Origin of the sequence: Pseudomonas sp. MOIL14HWK12:I2 (assembly GCF_000510745.1) — a bacterium.
In the GTDB taxonomy this organism is placed as follows: Bacteria; Pseudomonadota; Gammaproteobacteria; order Pseudomonadales; family Pseudomonadaceae; genus Chryseomonas; species Chryseomonas oryzihabitans.
In genome coordinates this window covers 216,062-233,543 of record NZ_KI783314.1, presented here as the reverse complement: position 1 = coordinate 233,543, position 17,482 = coordinate 216,062, and the positions used below count along the sequence as shown (strand labels likewise).

At 66.7% G+C, this 17,482-nt stretch carries 17 protein-coding genes and 1 riboswitch; of the genes, 6 read left to right on the top strand and 11 right to left on the bottom strand.

Going from position 1 to position 17,482, the window contains the following annotated elements; all coding sequences use genetic code 11:
* The first annotated feature begins 1 nt into the window (after position 1).
* Positions 2–1,801, top strand: a complete 1,800-nt coding sequence (locus tag PSK12I2_RS0122200; RefSeq protein ID WP_027600135.1) for a glycoside hydrolase family 15 protein — start codon at positions 2–4, stop codon at positions 1,799–1,801.
* Positions 1,798–2,355, top strand: a complete 558-nt coding sequence (locus PSK12I2_RS0122195; RefSeq protein ID WP_027600134.1) for a DNA-3-methyladenine glycosylase — start codon at positions 1,798–1,800, stop codon at positions 2,353–2,355. Before PSK12I2_RS0122200 ends, PSK12I2_RS0122195 begins: the two co-directional genes overlap by 4 nt.
* A gap of 142 nt (positions 2,356–2,497) precedes the next feature.
* Here the strand turns inward: PSK12I2_RS0122195 and PSK12I2_RS0122185 are convergent, their stop codons facing one another.
* Positions 2,498–3,451: a magnesium transporter CorA family protein gene (locus tag PSK12I2_RS0122185; protein ID WP_027600133.1), complete on the bottom strand. Its 954-nt coding sequence runs from the start codon at positions 3,449–3,451 to the stop codon at positions 2,498–2,500.
* A gap of 9 nt (positions 3,452–3,460) precedes the next feature.
* On the bottom strand, positions 3,461–5,020 hold the full coding sequence (locus tag PSK12I2_RS0122180) for a RimK family protein (RefSeq protein ID WP_027600132.1): 1,560 nt from the start codon (positions 5,018–5,020) through the stop codon (positions 3,461–3,463).
* Positions 5,021–5,194: 174 nt separating this feature from the next.
* On the opposite strand from PSK12I2_RS0122180, the gene PSK12I2_RS0122175 reads away from it, so the two are divergent.
* Complete coding sequence (locus tag PSK12I2_RS0122175) at positions 5,195–5,485, top strand: DUF2845 domain-containing protein (RefSeq protein ID WP_051398785.1); 291 nt, start codon at positions 5,195–5,197, stop codon at positions 5,483–5,485.
* 306 nt (positions 5,486–5,791) lie between these two features.
* Here PSK12I2_RS0122175 and PSK12I2_RS0122170 read toward each other — a convergent pair whose 3' ends face one another.
* The 5 genes from PSK12I2_RS0122170 to pstS all read right to left on the bottom strand — a co-directional run bounded on the left by PSK12I2_RS0122170 (position 5,792) and on the right by pstS (position 11,098).
* Positions 5,792–7,078 (bottom strand): putative porin, encoded by a 1,287-nt coding sequence (locus tag PSK12I2_RS0122170; protein ID WP_027600130.1) that lies wholly within the window; start codon positions 7,076–7,078, stop codon positions 5,792–5,794.
* 310 nt (positions 7,079–7,388) lie between these two features.
* Entirely contained in the window at positions 7,389–8,153 is a 765-nt protein-coding gene (gene pstB, locus PSK12I2_RS0122165; protein ID WP_017638707.1) for a phosphate ABC transporter ATP-binding protein PstB, read from the bottom strand.
* A 5-nt stretch (positions 8,154–8,158) separates the two neighbouring features.
* A complete protein-coding gene (pstA, locus tag PSK12I2_RS0122160; protein WP_007160737.1) occupies positions 8,159–9,034 on the bottom strand; it encodes a phosphate ABC transporter permease PstA in 876 nt (291 codons plus the stop codon).
* Positions 9,034–10,008: a phosphate ABC transporter permease subunit PstC gene (gene pstC, locus PSK12I2_RS0122155; RefSeq protein WP_007160736.1), complete on the bottom strand. Its 975-nt coding sequence runs from the start codon at positions 10,006–10,008 to the stop codon at positions 9,034–9,036. Before pstC ends, pstA begins: the two co-directional genes overlap by 1 nt.
* A 76-nt stretch (positions 10,009–10,084) precedes the next feature.
* Positions 10,085–11,098, bottom strand: a complete 1,014-nt coding sequence (gene pstS, locus PSK12I2_RS0122150; protein WP_027600129.1) for a phosphate ABC transporter substrate-binding protein PstS — start codon at positions 11,096–11,098, stop codon at positions 10,085–10,087.
* Between the two features lie 394 nt (positions 11,099–11,492).
* Positions 11,493–11,659, top strand: a riboswitch (yybP-ykoY riboswitch).
* A gap of 5 nt (positions 11,660–11,664) precedes the next feature.
* Here pstS and mntP point away from each other — a divergent pair.
* The gene (mntP, locus tag PSK12I2_RS0122145; RefSeq protein WP_007160734.1) at positions 11,665–12,237 is read left to right on the top strand and encodes a manganese efflux pump MntP; all 573 of its coding nucleotides are present in this window, start codon (positions 11,665–11,667) and stop codon (positions 12,235–12,237) included.
* A complete protein-coding gene (locus PSK12I2_RS0122140) occupies positions 12,237–13,073 on the top strand; it encodes a hypothetical protein (protein ID WP_027600128.1) in 837 nt (278 codons plus the stop codon). Before mntP ends, PSK12I2_RS0122140 begins: the two co-directional genes overlap by 1 nt.
* Here the strand turns inward: PSK12I2_RS0122140 and PSK12I2_RS0122135 are convergent.
* The gene (locus PSK12I2_RS0122135; protein ID WP_027600127.1) at positions 13,070–13,612 is read right to left on the bottom strand and encodes a cytochrome b; all 543 of its coding nucleotides are present in this window, start codon (positions 13,610–13,612) and stop codon (positions 13,070–13,072) included. The two genes, PSK12I2_RS0122140 and PSK12I2_RS0122135, sit on opposite strands and share 4 nt — an antisense overlap.
* A 79-nt stretch (positions 13,613–13,691) precedes the next feature.
* Complete coding sequence (locus tag PSK12I2_RS0122130) at positions 13,692–15,365, bottom strand: phosphoethanolamine transferase (protein ID WP_027600126.1); 1,674 nt, start codon at positions 15,363–15,365, stop codon at positions 13,692–13,694.
* A gap of 244 nt (positions 15,366–15,609) precedes the next feature.
* Between PSK12I2_RS0122130 and PSK12I2_RS0122125 the strand changes: the two genes are divergently transcribed.
* Positions 15,610–16,596 (top strand): cation diffusion facilitator family transporter, encoded by a 987-nt coding sequence (locus PSK12I2_RS0122125; protein WP_027600125.1) that lies wholly within the window; start codon positions 15,610–15,612, stop codon positions 16,594–16,596.
* On the opposite strand, the gene PSK12I2_RS0122120 is transcribed toward PSK12I2_RS0122125, so the two are convergent.
* Entirely contained in the window at positions 16,593–17,141 is a 549-nt protein-coding gene (locus PSK12I2_RS0122120; RefSeq protein ID WP_027600124.1) for a cytochrome b/b6 domain-containing protein, read from the bottom strand. The two genes, PSK12I2_RS0122125 and PSK12I2_RS0122120, sit on opposite strands and share 4 nt — an antisense overlap.
* Positions 17,141–17,407, bottom strand: coding sequence for a PepSY domain-containing protein (locus PSK12I2_RS0122115; RefSeq protein WP_027600123.1), 267 nt, complete (start codon positions 17,405–17,407; stop codon positions 17,141–17,143). Before PSK12I2_RS0122115 ends, PSK12I2_RS0122120 begins: the two co-directional genes overlap by 1 nt.
* Positions 17,408–17,482 lie beyond the last annotated feature (75 nt).

Below are 17,482 nucleotides of genomic sequence, written 5' to 3'. Positions count from 1 at the left end.
CGTGGCGGCCTTCGACCCCGCCCGCCAGGACGGCTACGCGCCCCTGGCGGGCTATGCCGCCCTCTCCGACGGCCGTTCGGTCGCCCTGGTGGCGCCGGACGGCTCGCTGGATTGGTGGTGCGTACCCAACATGGATTCCGCCCCGCTGTTCGACCGCCTGCTGGACGCCCCGGCCGGCGGTTTCTTTTCGATCGCTCCGGTGGCCGACTACCGCGTCGAGCGGGCCTACCGGGAAGACAGCAATGTGCTGGAAACCTGTTTCCACACCGTTGATGGCAGCGTGCGCCTGACCGAATCGCTCAACAGCGGCTCGGCCGGTCGCCTGCCCTGGTGCGAACTGGGGCGCCGGGTGGAAGGCCTGTCCGGACGGGTCGAACTGCGCATCGAACTGGTGCCCGGCACCCAGGGCCAGACCGTCTCGCCCTGGATGCGCAGCACGCCCAATGGCGAGGTCATGCACGTCGACGGGGTCATGGCCACCCTGAGGTATTGCGAGCGGCTGGAGATCCTCCAGTGCGACGACCGCCGCCTGGTGGCACGCCTGGTGCTGGAAGCCGGGCAACGCAGCGTCCTGGCGCTGACCGCGACCGAGAACGAACCGCTGGTGGTGCCCTCGCTGGACGAGGTTGACCAGCGCATCGACCGCAGCGACCAGGCCTGGCGCGAGTGGGCCCAGGGTTTTGCCTATCGCGGCGAATTCCTCAGCGAGGTGAAGCGCTCGGCGCTGGCCCTCAAGCTCTTGCTCTACTCCCCCACCGGCGCCATCGTCGCCGCAGCCACCACCTCGCTGCCGGAACGCATCGGCGGCGACAAGAACTACGAATACCGCTATGCCTGGGTGCGCGATGCGGTCTTTACCATCAAGGCCTTCCTGCGCCTGGGTGCCCTCGGCGAGGCCCAGGCGGCGCTGGCCTGGATCCAGAACGTCATCCGCCGCCACGGCAATCGCCTGCACACCTGCTTTACCCTGCAGGGTGAGCTGGCACCGGCAGAGCGCACCATTCCCGTGCCGGGCTATCGCGACTCCCAGCCGGTCCGCGTCGGCAACCGGGCCAGCGCCCAGTGCCAGCTGAGTCTCTATGGCGACTTGCTGGAGACCTTTCGCCTCTATGCCAGCAAGGGCCATGTGCTGGATTTCGCCACTTCCAGCCTGCTCACCGACCTGGCCAATCTCTGCGCCGATGGCTGGCGCCAGCCGGATGCCGGCATGTGGGAGCTGCCCGAAGAGCGCCACTACACCCTGTCCAAGCTGGGCTGCTGGTTCGCCCTGGATCGCGCCGTGACCCTGGCCCGTGAAGGGCACATCCCCGACGCCATGTGTGGCCGCTGGGAGCGCGAGCGCGAGCGCATCCGCGACTGGGTCAACGAACACTGCTGGAGCGAGCGCAAGCAGGCCTATACCTTCTATGCCGGCACCGAACGCCTGGACGCCGGGCTGCTGCTCGGTATCCGCTTCGGCTTCGACGGGGGTGAGCGGTCGGTGAGTACCCTGGCGGCCATCCGCCGCGAGCTGGCCCGCGGTCCGCTGGTCTATCGCTACAGCGGCGCCGAACGGGAGGAAGGGGCCTTTCTCGCCTGCTCCTACTGGATGGTCGAGGCGCATGCCGTGCTGGGCGAGGTGGATCAGGCGCGCGAACTGATGCGCGAGGTGCTGGCCGCCAGTCTCAATGGCGTCGGCCTGATGACCGAGATGCGCGATCCCCATGACGGCGCAGCCCTGGGCAACTTTCCCCAGGGATTGAGCCACCTGGCCATGGTGCATGCGGCGCTGATTCTGGAAGAACCGGAGCCCGAGGCGTGAGCGATCTGGATTTCAGCCGTCCGGTGGACGAGGTCGCCCGGCAATTGATCGGCGCCACGCTCAGGGTCGCGGGCGTCGGCGGCCTCATCGTCGAGACCGAAGCCTACGACGGCGAAGACCCGGCCTCCCACAGCTTTTCCGGCCCGACTCCGCGCAACCGCGCCATGTTCGGCCCGCCCGGCCATGCCTATGTCTATCGCTCCTACGGCATCCACTGGTGCTTCAACTTGGTCTGCCGCGAAGCCGGGCATGGCGCCGGCGTGCTGATCCGCGCGCTGGAACCCTTGTGGGGGCTGGAGGTGATGCGCGAACGCCGCGGTGGGCTGGCCGATCGCCTGCTCTGTGCCGGTCCCGGCCGGCTGTGCCAGGCCCTCGCCATCGACGGCAGTCACGATGGCCTGCCGCTGACCGAGCCGCCCTTCCTGCTGGAGCCGGCGGCTGCCGAGGTGGCGGTGCTCGCGGGCCCGCGCATCGGCATCAGCCGCGCGCGCGAGGTGCCCTGGCGCTTCGGTCTGGCCGGTTCGCGCTATCTGAGTCGTGGCTTTCCTGGCTGAGCACCACCGTGCGGTGCTGGCGCCGGCCGCGACACAGATCGACGATCAGGGTCAGGAGGCCGAAGGCCAGAATCGCCAGGACGATGCCCAGGCCGAGTAGCTGCTTTTCCATATTGTCCTCTGATGCTGTCGATGAAGCGCGCTAGGCCGCGCGCGCGGCGGATTCGGCCCGACGCCGCAACGAGCGGCGCAGGATCCAGGTCAGGGCGAGACTCAGGGCGGCCATGGCCGCCAGCAGCAGCGAATAGGACAGCCACCAGGGATGGCCGGCGGTCATCATGCTGAATTCGGACATGCCGCCGATGCCGGCGATGAGGTTGAGCGGCAGGAACACCACGTTGATCAGCGTGAGGTTGCGCAGGGTCAGGTTCATGCTGTTGTTGGCCAGGTTGCCGCGGGCATCCATGAGGCGGGCGAACACCGTGGCGTAGAGGTCGGCCTGGCGGCGGCACTGGTCGTTCTCGATGATGAGGTCTTCCAGGCGCGCCCGCAGCGCCTCGCCCAGTTCGCGCCTTTCGGCGACCTGCCGCAGTCGGTCGAGCACCGCGCCGTTGCCCTGCAGGGCGTTGATGTAATGGATCAGGCTCTCGCTGAGATTGAACATCTGCAGCAGATGCTCGTTGCCCAGGGAGCTGTCGAAGCGCTGCTGCAATTCGCGGCCGACCAGCCTGATGACCTTGAGATGCCCCTGGTAGTGATGGACGCTGCGAAACAGCAACTCCACCAGCACATCCAGCGGATCGTGCAGCGGCTGCAACGGCCCCTCGCCGGCCAGCAGCGACGGGCCGGCGGAGATGACCACCAGCCGCTCGGGATGCCAGAGCAAGCCGAAGGAAGACACCTCGAAGGCGAAGCGCGCCCCGCCGGCATAGCGTTCCGGACGCTTCCAGATCAGGAAGAGTTCGTCGCCCTGCACTTCCAGGCGCGAGACCTCGTCCGGGTCGAGCGCCGAGGCCAGGCGGTGGCTGTCCAGGGGAAAGGCCTGTTGCAGCCAGGCGCGCTCCCGGGCATCCGGATCGCTGCACAGCAGCACCGGCGCCGAGCGGTCGCCATCCGGCAGCAGGCCACCCTCCCGCAGGGTGAAGGCTTCGATCATGGCGTGCTCCTACCAGCCCTGGCGCCGCTGCTCGAGGCGCCGGACAAAATCCTCCAGCACCCGTCGATAGAGGCTCTCGCCCAGCAGGCCGTCTTCGATACCGGCGTCCAGATTGGGGTTGTCGTTGACCTCGATGACCACCAGCCGATCCCGATCCTGCTTGAGATCGACGCCATAGAGGCCATCGCCGATCAGGGCGGCGGCCTGCACCGCCAGCTCCACCACCGCGGGAGGCACCGCGGCGATGGCCACCGCTTCGCAGCGCCCTCCGGTACTGCCGGATTCCGCCTTGTGGTTGTAGATCTGCCAGTGACCGGCGGACATGAAGTAGCGACAGGCATAGAGCGGTTCGCCGGCGAGCACGCCGATGCGCCAGTCGAATTCGGTGTAGAGGTATTCCTGGGCCAGCAGCAGCACCGAGCGCTCGAACAGCTCCGCCGCGGCCTGGCGCAATTCGGCGGCGTCGGCCACCTTGAGCACGCCGCGGGAAAAGCAGCCGTCGGGAATCTTCAGCACCAGCGGATAGCCCAGGCGCCGCCCCACCTCTTCCAGGTCCTGGGGTCGTTCGCGATAGAGGATCTCGGTACGCGGCATGCCCAGGCCGTGCTGGGCCAGCAGGTCGCTGAGAAACACCTTGTTGGTGCAGCGCAGGATGGAGGCGGGATCGTCCAGCACCACCAGGCCTTCGCTCTCGGCCTTGCGGGCGAAGCGATAGGTGTGGTCGTCGACCCGGGTGGTGGCGCGGATGAACAGGGCGTCGTATTCCGCCAGCCGGCCGTAGTCCTTGCGCTCGATCAGCTCCACGGCCACCCCCAGATCACGCCCGGCGGCGACGAAACCGGCCAGGGCCGCGGCATTGGAGGGCGGCAAGGACTCCTCCGGGTCATGCAGGATGGCCAGGTCGTAGCGCGCCTGGCGCCGCGAGGCCGGTTGCCGCCAGATGCGTCGGTTGAAGGCATCCAGGGCATCGGCGAAGGCGTATTGCTGAGCGTCCTGCAGGCGGTGCAGGGCGCCGCTCTTGATCCCGGCGATGTGCCAGTGGCGACTGTGGCGCAACTCCACCTGCAGGATCGGACAGGGAAAGGCGTCGAACAGCTGCCTGGCCAGCGCTTGCAGCGGCGCGAACTCGGTGCGGCCAAAATAGAGGTTGAGGGTGAAGCCCTCGGTGGCGCCCAGTGGGTGCTCGGCCAGGGCCTGGTCCACCAGGGCGTCGAGGTCTTCCAGCAGCAGGCCGTAGAGCGCCTTGCGATTGAGTTCGCTCAGGGTCCGCACCGAGGGGATGACGCGATGACCGCGCGCCTCCGCCAGCAGCGAGCAATAGTAGCCATGGCCCAGATAGCGGTAGTTGCGACAGAGGTTGAGCACCTGGATGCGGCCACCGCCCGCGGTGAGACAGCGGTCTTCCAGGTACTCCTGGGCCGTGACGATGCTTTCGCTGGGCAGGTAGTCCGACCAGTCTTCCTTGCGCTCGACGATGATCAGCAGGGTGCTGCTGGCCGGCAGGTGCAGAACGGGTTCGGGACGGGGAACGGGGGTGGCGACGGGCAGGCGGGCTTGAATCGCGACCATGATGCGGACCGGGCTCTGGCGGAAGGGGTGTCCAGCAATACGCCTTCCGCCGGCGGCTGTCCCGCGCCGTTACGCAGGCTTTATGCCCCGGCGGCGGAGTTGACCGAGACTTTGCGCCGGGCACGTCGTTCGGCGGTTGGCTAAGCTTGGCGAACGTCCTGCCCTGGAGTCCTCATGAAGCCCCGTCAGCTGCTGCCGATCGTCCTGCTGTGTCCCCTCCTCGCCCAGGCCAGCCTGCGCTGTGGCCAGAGTCTCGTCGAGGAAGGCGACAGCGTCGAACAGGTCCTCGCCGCCTGTGGCGCTCCTGCCGAGCGCAAGATCAATCCGCGGGAACTGCGCAACAACAACGTGCCCAAATTCAATGCCGCCGAGACCCAGTTCTGGACCTATGCCCCGGAGAACGGCGCCTCGCGTCACCTCAAGTTCATCGACGGCAAGCTGGTGGAGATCAGGGTGGAGCGTTAGTGGGCGGGAGCTTCCCTCACCCCAACCCTCTCCCAGAGGGAGAGGGGGAAAAGCAGCAGCTTAGGCGTAGGTTGGGTTGAGCGCAGCGAAGCCCAACAGTTGCCAGGCGAACCTCGCCATCGAGCAGGCAAGAGCCTCCCTCACCCCAGCCCTCTCCCGGAGGGAGAGGGGGAAAAGCAGCAGCTTAGGCGTAGGTTGGGTTGAGCGCAGCGAAGCCCAACAGGTGCCAGGCGAGCATCTCCATCGCGCCGGTAAAAAAGAACCGCCCGAGAGCGGTTCAAGCGGAGCACGACCTGAGGGCCGTGGTTAGAACTTGGCTTCCAGGTCCAGCTGCAGGGTCTTCACGTCGGCATCGGTGCGGAAGCGGCTGGCGGTGTCGGACTCGGCGAGGAAATAGGTCAGGCCGACGCCGAAGTTCTTGTCGATGTCGTAGCCGAGCTTGAGCTTGTGGCCGCGGGCGCCGGTCGAGCCGTTGCCGAAGTCGGAGTCGGTGAAGGCGCCCACCACGGCGTTGCGCTGGACATCGCGGTAGTTGTATTCCAGGCCGACCCGCTGCATCAGCTTGGTCTTGGCGCCCACCAGCCAGGCGGTGTCCTCGCCGTCGTCGGCCTTGTCGTTGACCACGTACTGGCCATAGAAGGACAGCGGCACCCACAGCTTGGTCAGGTCCAGCTGGGCGAAGCCCTCGTAGAGCTGGAAGCGGTCGGTGGTGTTGCCATTCACCGCCAGGGCGCAGGGCGAGGTGACCGAACCGGTGGTCGGGCAGGTGCTGTCCTGGTCCTTGTCGTAGGCGTAGACGCTGCCGCCGACCATCAGCTTGGCGGCATCGCCCAGGTTGAAGCGACTGCCCAGCTGGCCGGCGTAGAGGCGCAGGTCGTGCTTGAACTCATAGCCCTCGCCGTCGACGTTGTCCTTGAGCACATAGTAGCCGGTGCTGCCGAACAGCTCGGCGCCGCCGCCGAGGTCGTACCTGTAGGTGCCGGCCAGGCCTTCGGGGTTGATGTCGGCGTCCCAGATGACGTCGCCGGTGCTGACCCACTGCTGGCCCATCTTGCCGCCCACCAGGTGCAGATTCGGCAGCGCCGTGGGGTGGTAGTCGATATAGGCCTGATCCAGCCAGAGCTGCTTCTTGTTGAAGTAGCCGTTGAGGTCCTGGTTGGTGGAGCGGGCATCGTCGCCGCCGCCGGTGGCGATGCGGATGCCGGTGTCCACCTGCGGATTGATCTCGCTGTAGGCGCCCAGTCGCGCCCGGATGCGCTGGCGGTCGCGGTCGCGACCGTTGTCCGGCTCGCCGCTGATGTCGATGCTCTCATGGCGCACCCGCACATCGCCCTTGATCTGGGTCTTGGCGGCCCAGGCCAGTTTCTTCTCGAAGTCGGAGGTCTTCTGCTGCTGGGCGACCTGGGCGGCACGCGCCTGCTGCTCCTGCTGCAGGTCGCCGCGCAATTCGGCGTACTGGGCGGGGGTGATGGAGCCGTTGGCCTTGAGCATGTCGAGCAGCTTCTCATCGACAGCGGCACTCGCGGTGGCCGAGCAGGTGGCCAGGAGCACACCCGAGAACAGCGCCGTGAATCGATAAGGGTTAACAGACATCGGCAGATCTCCTTTCAAGACAATCCAGGGGTGGTGGCTGGCAGTGCAGCCCGTCACGAAGCTGGGTCAGTCTCGGCAGAAGAGATGTCGTTTTGCCTTCAATAAAGTAAAACTTTTAATACAAGCCTTTGAAATTAAATGAAAATTTCACGGTAACGCCATGCGTTGCGAGCGTGGGAAAAGTCTTTCTCGGACGTGAAGACAATTTTCTCCGCCGAGAAACCAGGCGACCGCCCTGCCCCGCCCCTTTCCGCTCGCCCATGAAAAAGGCCACTCCGGGGAGTGGCCTTGCCGAGAGCCGGCGAAAGCGTCAGCCGAAGCGACCGGTGATGTAGTCCTCGGTCTGCTTCTTGTCCGGCTTGGTGAAGATCTTGTCGGTCTTGTCCACTTCGATCAGCTCGCCCAGGTACATGAAGGCGGTGACGTCGGAGCAACGCGCCGCCTGCTGCATGTTGTGGGTGACGATGACCACGGTGAACTCCTGCTTGAGTTCGGCCAGCAGCTGTTCGATGCGCGCGGTGGAGATGGGGTCCAGGGCCGAGGTCGGCTCGTCCAGCAGCAGCACCCGCGGACGCAGGGCGATGGTGCGGGCGATGCACAGGCGCTGCTGCTGACCGCCGGAGAGACCCAGGGCGCTCTGGTTGAGCTTGTCCTTGACCTCGTCCCACAGCGCCGCGCCGCGCAGGGCCTGTTCTACGCGATCCTGCAACTCCACCCGGGACAGCCGCTCGTGGTGGCGGATGCCGTAGGCGACGTTGTCGGCGATCGACATCGGGAAGGGCACCGGCTTCTGGAACACCATGCCGATGGTGCTGCGCAGGCGGCTCAGCGAGTACTTGGGATCGAGGATGTTCTCCCCGTCCATGAGGATCTCGCCGGTCGCTTCCAGCCCCGGGTATTCCGAGTAGATGCGGTTGAAGATGCGCAGCAGCGTGGACTTGCCGCATCCGGACGGGCCGATGATGGCGGTGATCTGCTTGGCCGCGATGTCCAGATTGATCGACTTGAGCGCCTGGTGGCCCTTGTAACGGAAGCCGACGTCGCGCGCCTGCAGTTCCGGTATCTGCGTCTGCATGGTAGTCACTTGGAATCCCGGTTACGAAAGAAGAAGCGAGAGGAGAGGTTCAGGAGCAGCACGAACAGCGTCAGCAGCAGGGCGCCGGCCCAGGCCAGGTGCTGCCAGTTCTCGAACGGACTCATGGCGAACTGGAAGATGGTCACCGGCACGGTGGCCATGGGCTTGAGCACGTCGGCGTTCCAGTACTGGTTGCCGAAGGCGGTGAACAGCAGCGGTGCGGTCTCGCCGGTGATGCGGGCGATGGACAGCAGCACCCCGGTCACCACGCCGGCGCGGGAGGCGCGCAAGAGGATCTGCAGGGTCACCTTCCACTGGGGGATGCCCAGGGCCAGGGCCGCTTCGCGCATGGCCGGCGGCTGCAGCTGCATCATCTCGTCGGTGGTACGGGTTACCACCGGCACCACCAGCATGGCCAGCGCCAGGGAGCCGGCGAATCCGGAGAAGCCCAGGCTGCCGCCGGAGTACTGGTTCAGGGTCACCACCACGGCGGTGTAGATGAACAGGCCGATGACGATGGACGGCGCCGACAGGAGGATGTCGTTGACGAAGCGCACCACCAGGCCCAGCTTGGAGTGGCGGGCGTATTCGGCCAACCAGAGTCCGGCGAGGATGCCGATGGGCGCGCCGATGGCGGTGGCCAGCAGGGTGATCAGCACGCTGCCGAACAGGGCGTTGGCCAGACCGCCGTCGGCGGCGCCGGGCGGCGGCGTCATCTCGACGAAGATAGCCGGGCTCAGGGCGCTGACGCCCTTGATCAGGGTGGTACCGAGGATCCAGGCCAGGAAACCCAGGCCGAGCACGGCGGCGGCGCTGCCAAAGATCAGCGCGATGCCGTTCTTGATCCGCCGCTTGCGATAGAGATAGGCGTCGATGTGCATCAGTTACCTGCCTTGCGCGACAGTTGCGTCAGCATCAGCCGTGCCGCCAGCAGCACGAAGAAGGTCACCACGAACAGCAAAAAGCCCAGGGCGATCAGCGACGAGCGGTGCAGATCGGTGTAGGCCTCGTTGAATTCGTTGGCGATCACCGAGGCGATGGAGCTGCTCGGCATCATCAGCGAGAGGGAGAACTGGTGGGCGTTGCCCAGCACGAAGGTCACCGCCATGGTCTCGCCCAGGGCACGGCCCAGGCCGAGGAAGGCGCCGCCGACCACCGCCGAGCGGGTGTAGGGCAGCACGATGTCCCAGCAGACTTCCCAGGTGGTGGAGCCCAGCGCATAGGCCGATTCCTTGAGCTGCGCCGGCACGCTGCGAAACACCTCGTACATCACCGAGGTGATGAAGGGCAGGATCATGATCGCCAGGATGATGCCGGCGGTCAGCATGCCGATGCCCAGCGGCGGCCCCTGGAACAGCACGCCGATCACCGGGATGGCGCCGAGGTAGTCGTTGATGAAGGGCGAGATGTGCGCGGCCATGAAGGGACCGAAGACGAACAGGCCCCACATGCCGTAGATGATCGAGGGGATACCGGCCAGCAGTTCCACCGCCGTGGCAACCGGACCGCGCAGCCAGGTCGGGGCGATCTCGGAGAGGAACAGGGCGATGCCGAAGGCGGTGGGCACGGCCAGCAGCAGGGCGATGAAGGAGGTCATCAGGGTGCCGTAGATGGGCACCAGGGCGCCGAACTTCTCGGCCCCGACATCCCATTCGGCCGAGGTGATGAAGTCCAGGCCAAAGGTCATGAAGGCGTGGCGACCGCCCCAGAGGGTGGACGCGGCGGCGCCGACCAGTACCAGCAGTACCAGGAGCGCGGCGGAAAACAGCAGCCGGCGGAACCAGACATCGGCGCGGGTATCCCGGCGGATGCGCTGTTCCTGAGCGGCGGAGAGGGGCAGGGTCTGGTCGGTCATGGAGCTTTCCGTCTACCTGGAAGGACGCGCGAAACCGCCTGGACCCCAGGGGATCCAGGCGGCGGGACAGGCGTGCTTACTTCTTGAAGTCGGACGCCCAGTAGCCTTCGATCTGCTTGACCAGGGTGTCCGGGACCGGGACGTAATCCAGGGCCGCGGCATCCTTCTGGCCATGCTCCAGGGACCACTTGAAGAAGTCGAAGGCGACCTTGCTGCGCTCTTCGTTCTTGGGTTCCTTGTACATCACGATCCAGGTGGTGGCGGTGATCGGCCAGGCGTCGGCGCCCGGGGCGTTGGTCATCAGCAGGTTGAAGTCCTTGGCGCTCTTCCAGTCGGCGGTAGCGGCGGCGGCCTGGAAGCTCTTGGCTTCGGGCTGCACGAAGTTGCCGGCGGCGTTCTTCAGCTGCACATGGGTCATCTTGTTGGTCAGCGCATAGGCGTACTCGACGTAGCCGATGGAGCCCTTGATCTGCTTCACGTAGGCGGCGATACCCTCGTTACCCTTGCCACCCACACCGACCGGCCAGTTGACGGTGGTGCCGAAGTTGTACTTCTCCTTCCACTCCGGGCTGACCTTGGCCAGGTAGTTGGTGAAGTTGTAGGAGGTGCCCGAGCCGTCGGAACGACGCACCACGGTGATGGCGCCCTCGGGCAGCTTCATGCCGGGGTTCAGCGCGGCGATGGCCGGGTCGTTCCAGGTCTTGATCTCGCCCATGAAGATCTTGGCCATGGTCGGGCCGTCGAGCTTCAGCTTGCCGGGCTCGATGCCATCCACGTTGATCACCGGCACGATGCCGCCGATGATGGTCGGGAACTGGCCCAGACCGCCCTTCTGCAGGTCGTCGGTGCTCATGGGGGCGTCGGTGGCGCCGAAGTCCACGGTGCCGGCCTTGATCTGGGCGATGCCGCCGCCGGAGCCGATGGACTGGTAGTTGATACGGTTGCCAGTCTTCTCGCTGAAGCCTTGCGACCACTTCGACAGAACGGGGAAGACGAAGCTCGAGCCGGCGCCCGTGACATCCACGGCGTGAGCGGCGGTGCTCAGGCAAAAGGCCGACAACAACAGAGAGAGGCTGAACGTGCGTTTCATGGTGGCTCCATTACCTAGTGAGGGCTGGCGCTAGGCTATTGCCGAAATGTGACAATTAAGTGTCAGCGGCATGACGAAACGGGGACGGCAGAGCGCCATCATGGGCGATGGGCTGGCGCTCGGCCTCGCGACCAGTGAGGGCACGCTTCCCGCCCTGCTCGGCGGGAGCAAGCGACCTCCAGGCATCCCTGGGCGACGTCTGCGCAGGGCACCGGTAGCCGCTAGCCGTCTCTCACAGCATCCTGTGCCGAGCCTCCAATCCAGTAACAGCGCGCCCTGCAGAGGATTCATCGGCGCTTTTGGAGGACTCGACGGCAGAAGATTTAGCCAAGGCTATATATATTAGAACTATCTACAAGATAGACTTTCTCTATCCGGATGGGTAAGGTGGCGGCCTCTTTGGGGAGTAGCCTGCTTCCACCGCGGTGGAAAGCGTCCTGATCAACATACTCGGCAACCGCCGTGGTCAGGACAGCCAGTCAGGGTTGGCGAGACCAGAGGCATCACCGCGCCACGCCGGGCGTGCGGAGATGTCTTGTGGATCGAGCCCGGCCGGCGCTGTCACGATGAACCCCGCTTCCCTGATGTTTCTGGCCTTCGCCATGTCCACCGATGCCTTTGCCGCCGCGGTCGGCAAGGGCGCCAGCCTGCACAAGCCCTGCCTGCGCGAAGCCCTGCGCACCGGCGCCATCTTTGGCGTCATCGAAGCCATCACCCCGGTAATCGGCTGGGCCGTCGGCCTTACCGCCGCCCAGTACGTCCAGCCCTGGGATCACTGGATCGCCTTCACCCTGCTCACCGTGCTCGGCCTGCGCATGATCTGGGCCGGCTTCGGCGCGCCCGAGGCCGAGGAAGAAAAGCCCCGCCAGCATTCCTTCATGCTGCTGGCCCTGACCGCCGTGGCCACCAGCATCGATGCCCTCGCCGTGGGCGTGGGCCTGGCCTTCATCGACGTCAACATCATCACCGCCGCCCTGGCCATCGGCCTCGCCACCATGATCATGGTCACCACCGGGGTGATGCTGGGCCGGGTGATGGGCAATCTGGTCGGCAAGCGCGCGGAAATGCTCGGTGGCGTGGTGCTGATCGTGATCGGCGCGGCCATCCTGCATGAACACCTGGCCGCCGTTGCCAGCTGATGGCTCGCCTCTGGCGTAGCGCCCTCCTCGTCCTGGCCGCCCTGCTGCTGGCCGCCTTGGGCTTTCTCGCCTGGCAGCGCTTCTGGCCGGCCCAGGCCGCTCCCGGCTGGCGCTACGACGTGGCCCATGCCGACATCGCCAAGGCCAGCGCCCTGGCCTGGCAGGGCGATGCCCTGCTCACCGCGGAAGAACTCAAGGATGGCAAGGGCCGGCTGCTGCGCATCGATGCCCAGGGCCGGCGCAGCGTGCTCAGCGAGGGGCTGTACAAGCCCGACGGCCTGGTGCCCTACCAGGACGGCTTCGCCTACAGCCAGGAAGGCGGCACCCATCCCATCCGCTGGTTCGACGCCGCCGGCAGTCGCGATCTCTTCACCGGTATCAACGCCCAGGGGCTCTGGGCCGAAGGCAGGCGGCTCTATGCCGTGGAAGACCGCAAGGGGGCCGGACGCCTGCTGCGCTACGACGCCGCCGATGGCAGCCTGACGGTGCTGCGCGACCACCTGGACGAGGCGGAGTCCTTTACCCGCTGCCCGGACGGCAGTGCCTTCTATACCGAGAAATCCCGCGGCCTGGTGCGCCAGCTGAGCGACGATGGCCGGGATCCGCCGGCGCTGCGCGATCTGCGCGAGCCGAGCTTTCTGCTCTGCGACCGCCGCGGCCTGTGGATCAGCGAAGACTCGACCCACCGCGCCCGTCTGCTGCTCTGGGATCGCCAGTCGGCCCCGCGCGCCATTCTGACCTTCCTGCGCGCGCCCCAGGCCTTGCTGCCGCGGGGCGACGGCTATCTGCTGGCCGAAGGCGGTCGCGACCGCATCATCGCCCTCGAACCGCGTTAAAGCATGCGCTTCAAGGTGTCGTCCTTGCGCACCAGGTGATGCCAGAGCGCGGCCAGCAGGTGCAGGCCGATCACCCAGTAGAAGGCCTTGCCGAGCCAGAGGTGCACGCCCTTGAGCGTCTTCGCCAGTGCCGGGTCCACCGGGAAGGGCGAAGGCAGCGCCCAGGTGCTGGACGGGATCTTGACCGCGCCGATGGTCAGCCAGACGGTGAACAGCCCGAGCAGCGGCTGGGCCAGCAGAAAGGCATAGAGCGCGTAGTGGGTCAGTCGGCCGATGGTCTCCAGGCTTCGCGTCAGCGGCGGCGTGATCGGCGGTACCGGATGGCGGTGGCGCACCAGCAGCCGCGGCAAGACCAGCGCCAGGACCAGCAGGCCCACCCAGAAATGGCTGAGCGTCACCCACTGGCGCTCCAGCGAGCCCCGCTCGAACTGCCCGCGGTTGAGGATCAGCACATAGGCCAGCAATACCAGCAGGGCCATGAGCCAGTGCAGCAGCCGGGCGCTGCGCGCATAGCGGGAGACAGAGGAAGCGGAAGGCATGACGGGATCCTGCGACTGAGATGAAGAGGCGCCGGCAGTGTAGCGGCGCCCCGGAGCCAAGCGTAAGACAGCCGCGGCGCTAACCGCAGGGCGCTGACGAGGTATCCAGCAGCAAGGTGCTCAGCTGCTGCGGCGGCTGGTGCACCAGGCCGGAGGGCGATTCGCAGACACGCTGCACGAAATTGTCGCTGAACAGCAGCTTGCCATGGACGAAGTACTCGTCGGGGCGGCGATTGGGATTGTCGATACGGGTCCCCAGCCGCTGCGCCAGCCAGCTGCCGGCCTCGTAGTGGCTGATCCAGCGCTCGCCCTGCAGCTCGGCCAGGGCCTCTGCCGGGGCCTCCCGCGCCACCACGATCACCGGCACGTCGCTGACCTCGGGCACCAGGTCGTTGTGCCCCCAGTGACCGCCCTCCCCCAGCCGCTGGCCATGGTCGCCGGTGATGATCAGATAGCGCTCGCCGTCCAGGCGGTCGAAGTCGGCGAGGATCTCGGCGAGCAGGCCGTCGAGATAGTGCAGGGAATTATCGTAGGCATTGGCCTGGCCCTCGGCCCCGCTATCCGGCCAGGGCGCCGGGGTGCGCTCGTGGCGATAGTTCTGCGCATAGGGCAGGTGCGCGGTGCGCAGGTTGAGCACCACGAAGTTGCGCGGCGCCCACCGCTGTTCGTCGAGGATCTCCAGCAGGGCACGGTCCTGGCGTTGCAGGAAGCGCAGCGGATGGTCCTCGCGGGTGATGGCGACGTCCAGGTAGCGACTGCCCAGGTGCGCCAGCAACTTGGATTCCTGGGACGACAGCCAGTGGGTGCGAAAGCCGGCGGCCTGGGCGAAGCGAAACAGGTTGATCTCGCCGCTGCGCAGGCGCCCGTCCTGTCCCGGTTCGCGGATCGGATTGAGCAGGTAGGGCAGGCTCACATCGGTGGCCACCCCCGCCGCCACGCCGGGGCGGATCAGCGTCTGGGGATTGGCCGCCAGATAGGCCGACAGCTGTGGCGTGGTATCGCGCGCATAGCCAAAGGCGCCCAGGCGATCGCTGCGCAGGGAATCGGCCACCACCAGCCAGACGTGCCGCGCGCTGCTGGGCACCGGGGCCAGTCCATAGGGTGCATAGGCGGTGGGCGGCAGGACGACGTCGTCACGCCCGGCCAGGCGCACCGCCCAGGCGGAAAAGGCGTTGAGGCTGTTGTGCAGCCCGCTGCGCGCGGGGCTGGGCACGAAGGCATCGAGATTGCGATAGGTGGCGCGATAGGGTTTGGACAGCAGCACCGCGGCGATCAGGATCAGCGCCCAGCGACTGGCCGGCAGCGGCACCCGGCCGGGCAGCTGGAGATGCAGGGCGATTAGCAGTCCATAGGGCAGCCCCACGCACAGCAGCACCGGCCAGTGTTCGGGCAGGCTGAGCCACAGCGTCTGGCGCACCTCCGCGGTGTCGCCCAGCAGGGCCTGGATGTCGATGGCGCTGAGCGGCTCGCCGAAGAAACTCAGGTTGCCCAGCTGCAGCAGCTGCATCAGGGCGAACCCCAGCAGGATGAACGCCGCTAGGCGCGGCAGATTGCTCAGCCAGAGCGCCAGGCTGAACACCCAGAGCGCGGCCACATAGCCCGCTTCCAACTCGGCGCGGTTGTTTGGCGTGAAGCCTTGCTGCAGGAAGTCGTCGGCCAGCAACAGCAGGCAACTCAGACTGCTCAGGAGCAGCAGATTGCGCCAGGGTCGCCAGCCCGAAGCGCGGGGGCGGGAGAAGGCAGCGAGCAGCATCAGGGCGCCCGGCGCCCGCGCGAAGGGAGACTGGGGAAGGCGATCATGAGCGGGCTCCGGCGACAGGGAGCCGCTACCCTGAGGGGCGAACCTTAATGAAGTCTTAGCAACTCATGCGCGGTAACAGATGACCAAGGGGTCAGCTGACTGCCCGATCCGCTTGACCCTGAAGTCACTTCAGGCTTCAGGATGGTCAGCGAAGGGCCCGTGCCCACTGCCTCCTCAATGCTCCGGAGACCTGTAGATGAGTGGCTCCACCTCTCACCACGATCATGACCACGACCACGACCACGACCACGACCACGACCACGACCACGATCATCAGCATGGCCACGACCATGGCCATGGTCATTCCCACGCCCCGCGGGTGACCGCCGACAACGAGCGCAAGCTCAAGCTGGTCTTCGCCCTCACCTTTGGCTACGCCATCGTCCAGGCCGTGGGCGGCTGGTGGTCCGGCTCCCTGGCGCTGATCGCCGACTCCGGTCACATGGTCTCGGATGCCGCGGCCCTGCTCCTGGCGCTGGTGGCCTACCGGGTGGCGGCCAAGGCGGCCAATGCGCGCTTCACCTATGGCTTCCACCGGGTGCGCATCCTCGCCGCCCTGACCAATGGCGTCGCCCTGCTGCTCTTGGTCCTGTGGATCGGCTGGGAAGCCATCATGCGGCTGCGCGAGCCCACCGAGGTGCTGTCCGGCCCCATGCTGGCGGTGGCGGTGCTCGGCCTGGTGGTCAATATCGTCGGCTTCGTGGTGCTCAACGGCGGGCACAAGGACGACAGCAACCTGCGCGGCGCCCTGCTCCATGTGGCCGGCGACCTGCTGGGTTCGGTGGGCGCCATCGTCGCCGCCCTGGGCATCCTCTGGACCGGCTGGACCTGGCTGGATCCGGCGCTGTCGATCCTGGTCGCCCTGCTGATCGTCAAATCGGCCTGGACCCTGGTGCGCGATGCCGGCGCGGTGCTCCTGCAGGCGGCGCCGCGGGAATTCGACACGGCCGGTGCCACGGCGGCAGTCCGCGCCCTGCCGGAGGTGGCCGAGGTGGGCCATCTGCACGTCTGGACGCTGACCGACGAAACCCGCATCGCCACCCTGCACATCACCCCGGCGCCGGGCAGCGATCCCCTGCGCTTGCCGACCCTGGTGGGCGAGCTGCTGCGCAGTCGTCACGGCCTGCAGCACGTGACGGTGCAGGTGGATCCGCCCGGTACCCTCGACGGGCACTGCGCCTAATCGGGCGTGGACCGGTCGTCGAGCGGACGACGGCGACCGGTCAGCATCGACAACGGCAGGTTGTCGCCCACCCTCAGACTTTCCACCACGGCGGCCACGGCATGCAGGCAGACCAGCGCCAGCAGGCCGTTGGCGAAGCAGGCGTGCAGGTCCTCGGGCCAGTCGGCGCCCCAGAGGCCATCCACCTCGCGCATGAGGAAGCCGGTGACGCCCAGGCCGCCGATGGCGGCCATCATCAGCAGCATCACCAGGGCGCCCAGCGGCGAATGGCCGAGACGATGATGGGGCCGCCCCTGCCAGAGATCGCGCAGATGGGCGCCCAGCCGCGCGCGGGTCGGCCAGCAGTCGCTCCAGCGCGCGCTGCACGGGCCGACGAAACCCCAGACCAGGCGCACCAGCAGCCAGGCGCTGGCGTAGTAGCCGATCCAGCGGTGCCAGAAGGCGCCCTTCTCGTTGAAGAAGTAGTTGGCGAAAAAGGCGGCGGCGACCGACAGGTGGAACAGCCGTACCAGGGGATCCCAGAGCCGCACGGTCGCCGCGCTCATCAGCTGCCGATCTGGCTCTTGACCGCCTTGCCGCTCACCGGATCGTGATAGATCTCGACCTTGCGCCTGTCCTTGTCGAAGCCATAGATCTCGTAGCAGTTGCCCTTGGTGATCTTGAACTTCTTGATCTCGTAGCCCTGGTCACGCAGCTGCGCCTGGAATTTCTCGGCGTCCTGCCAGGTGGACTTGTCCGCCTGGGTGCACTGGGGTTCGGCGGCGAGGGCCAGGGGACTTGCGAACAGCAACGGCAGCAACAGGCGGCGCATGGCGACACTCCTCGTGGTGGGAGTGGCCAGACTCGACGGCGAAGCTTAATGCAGTCTTAGGATGCAACGCCCGGT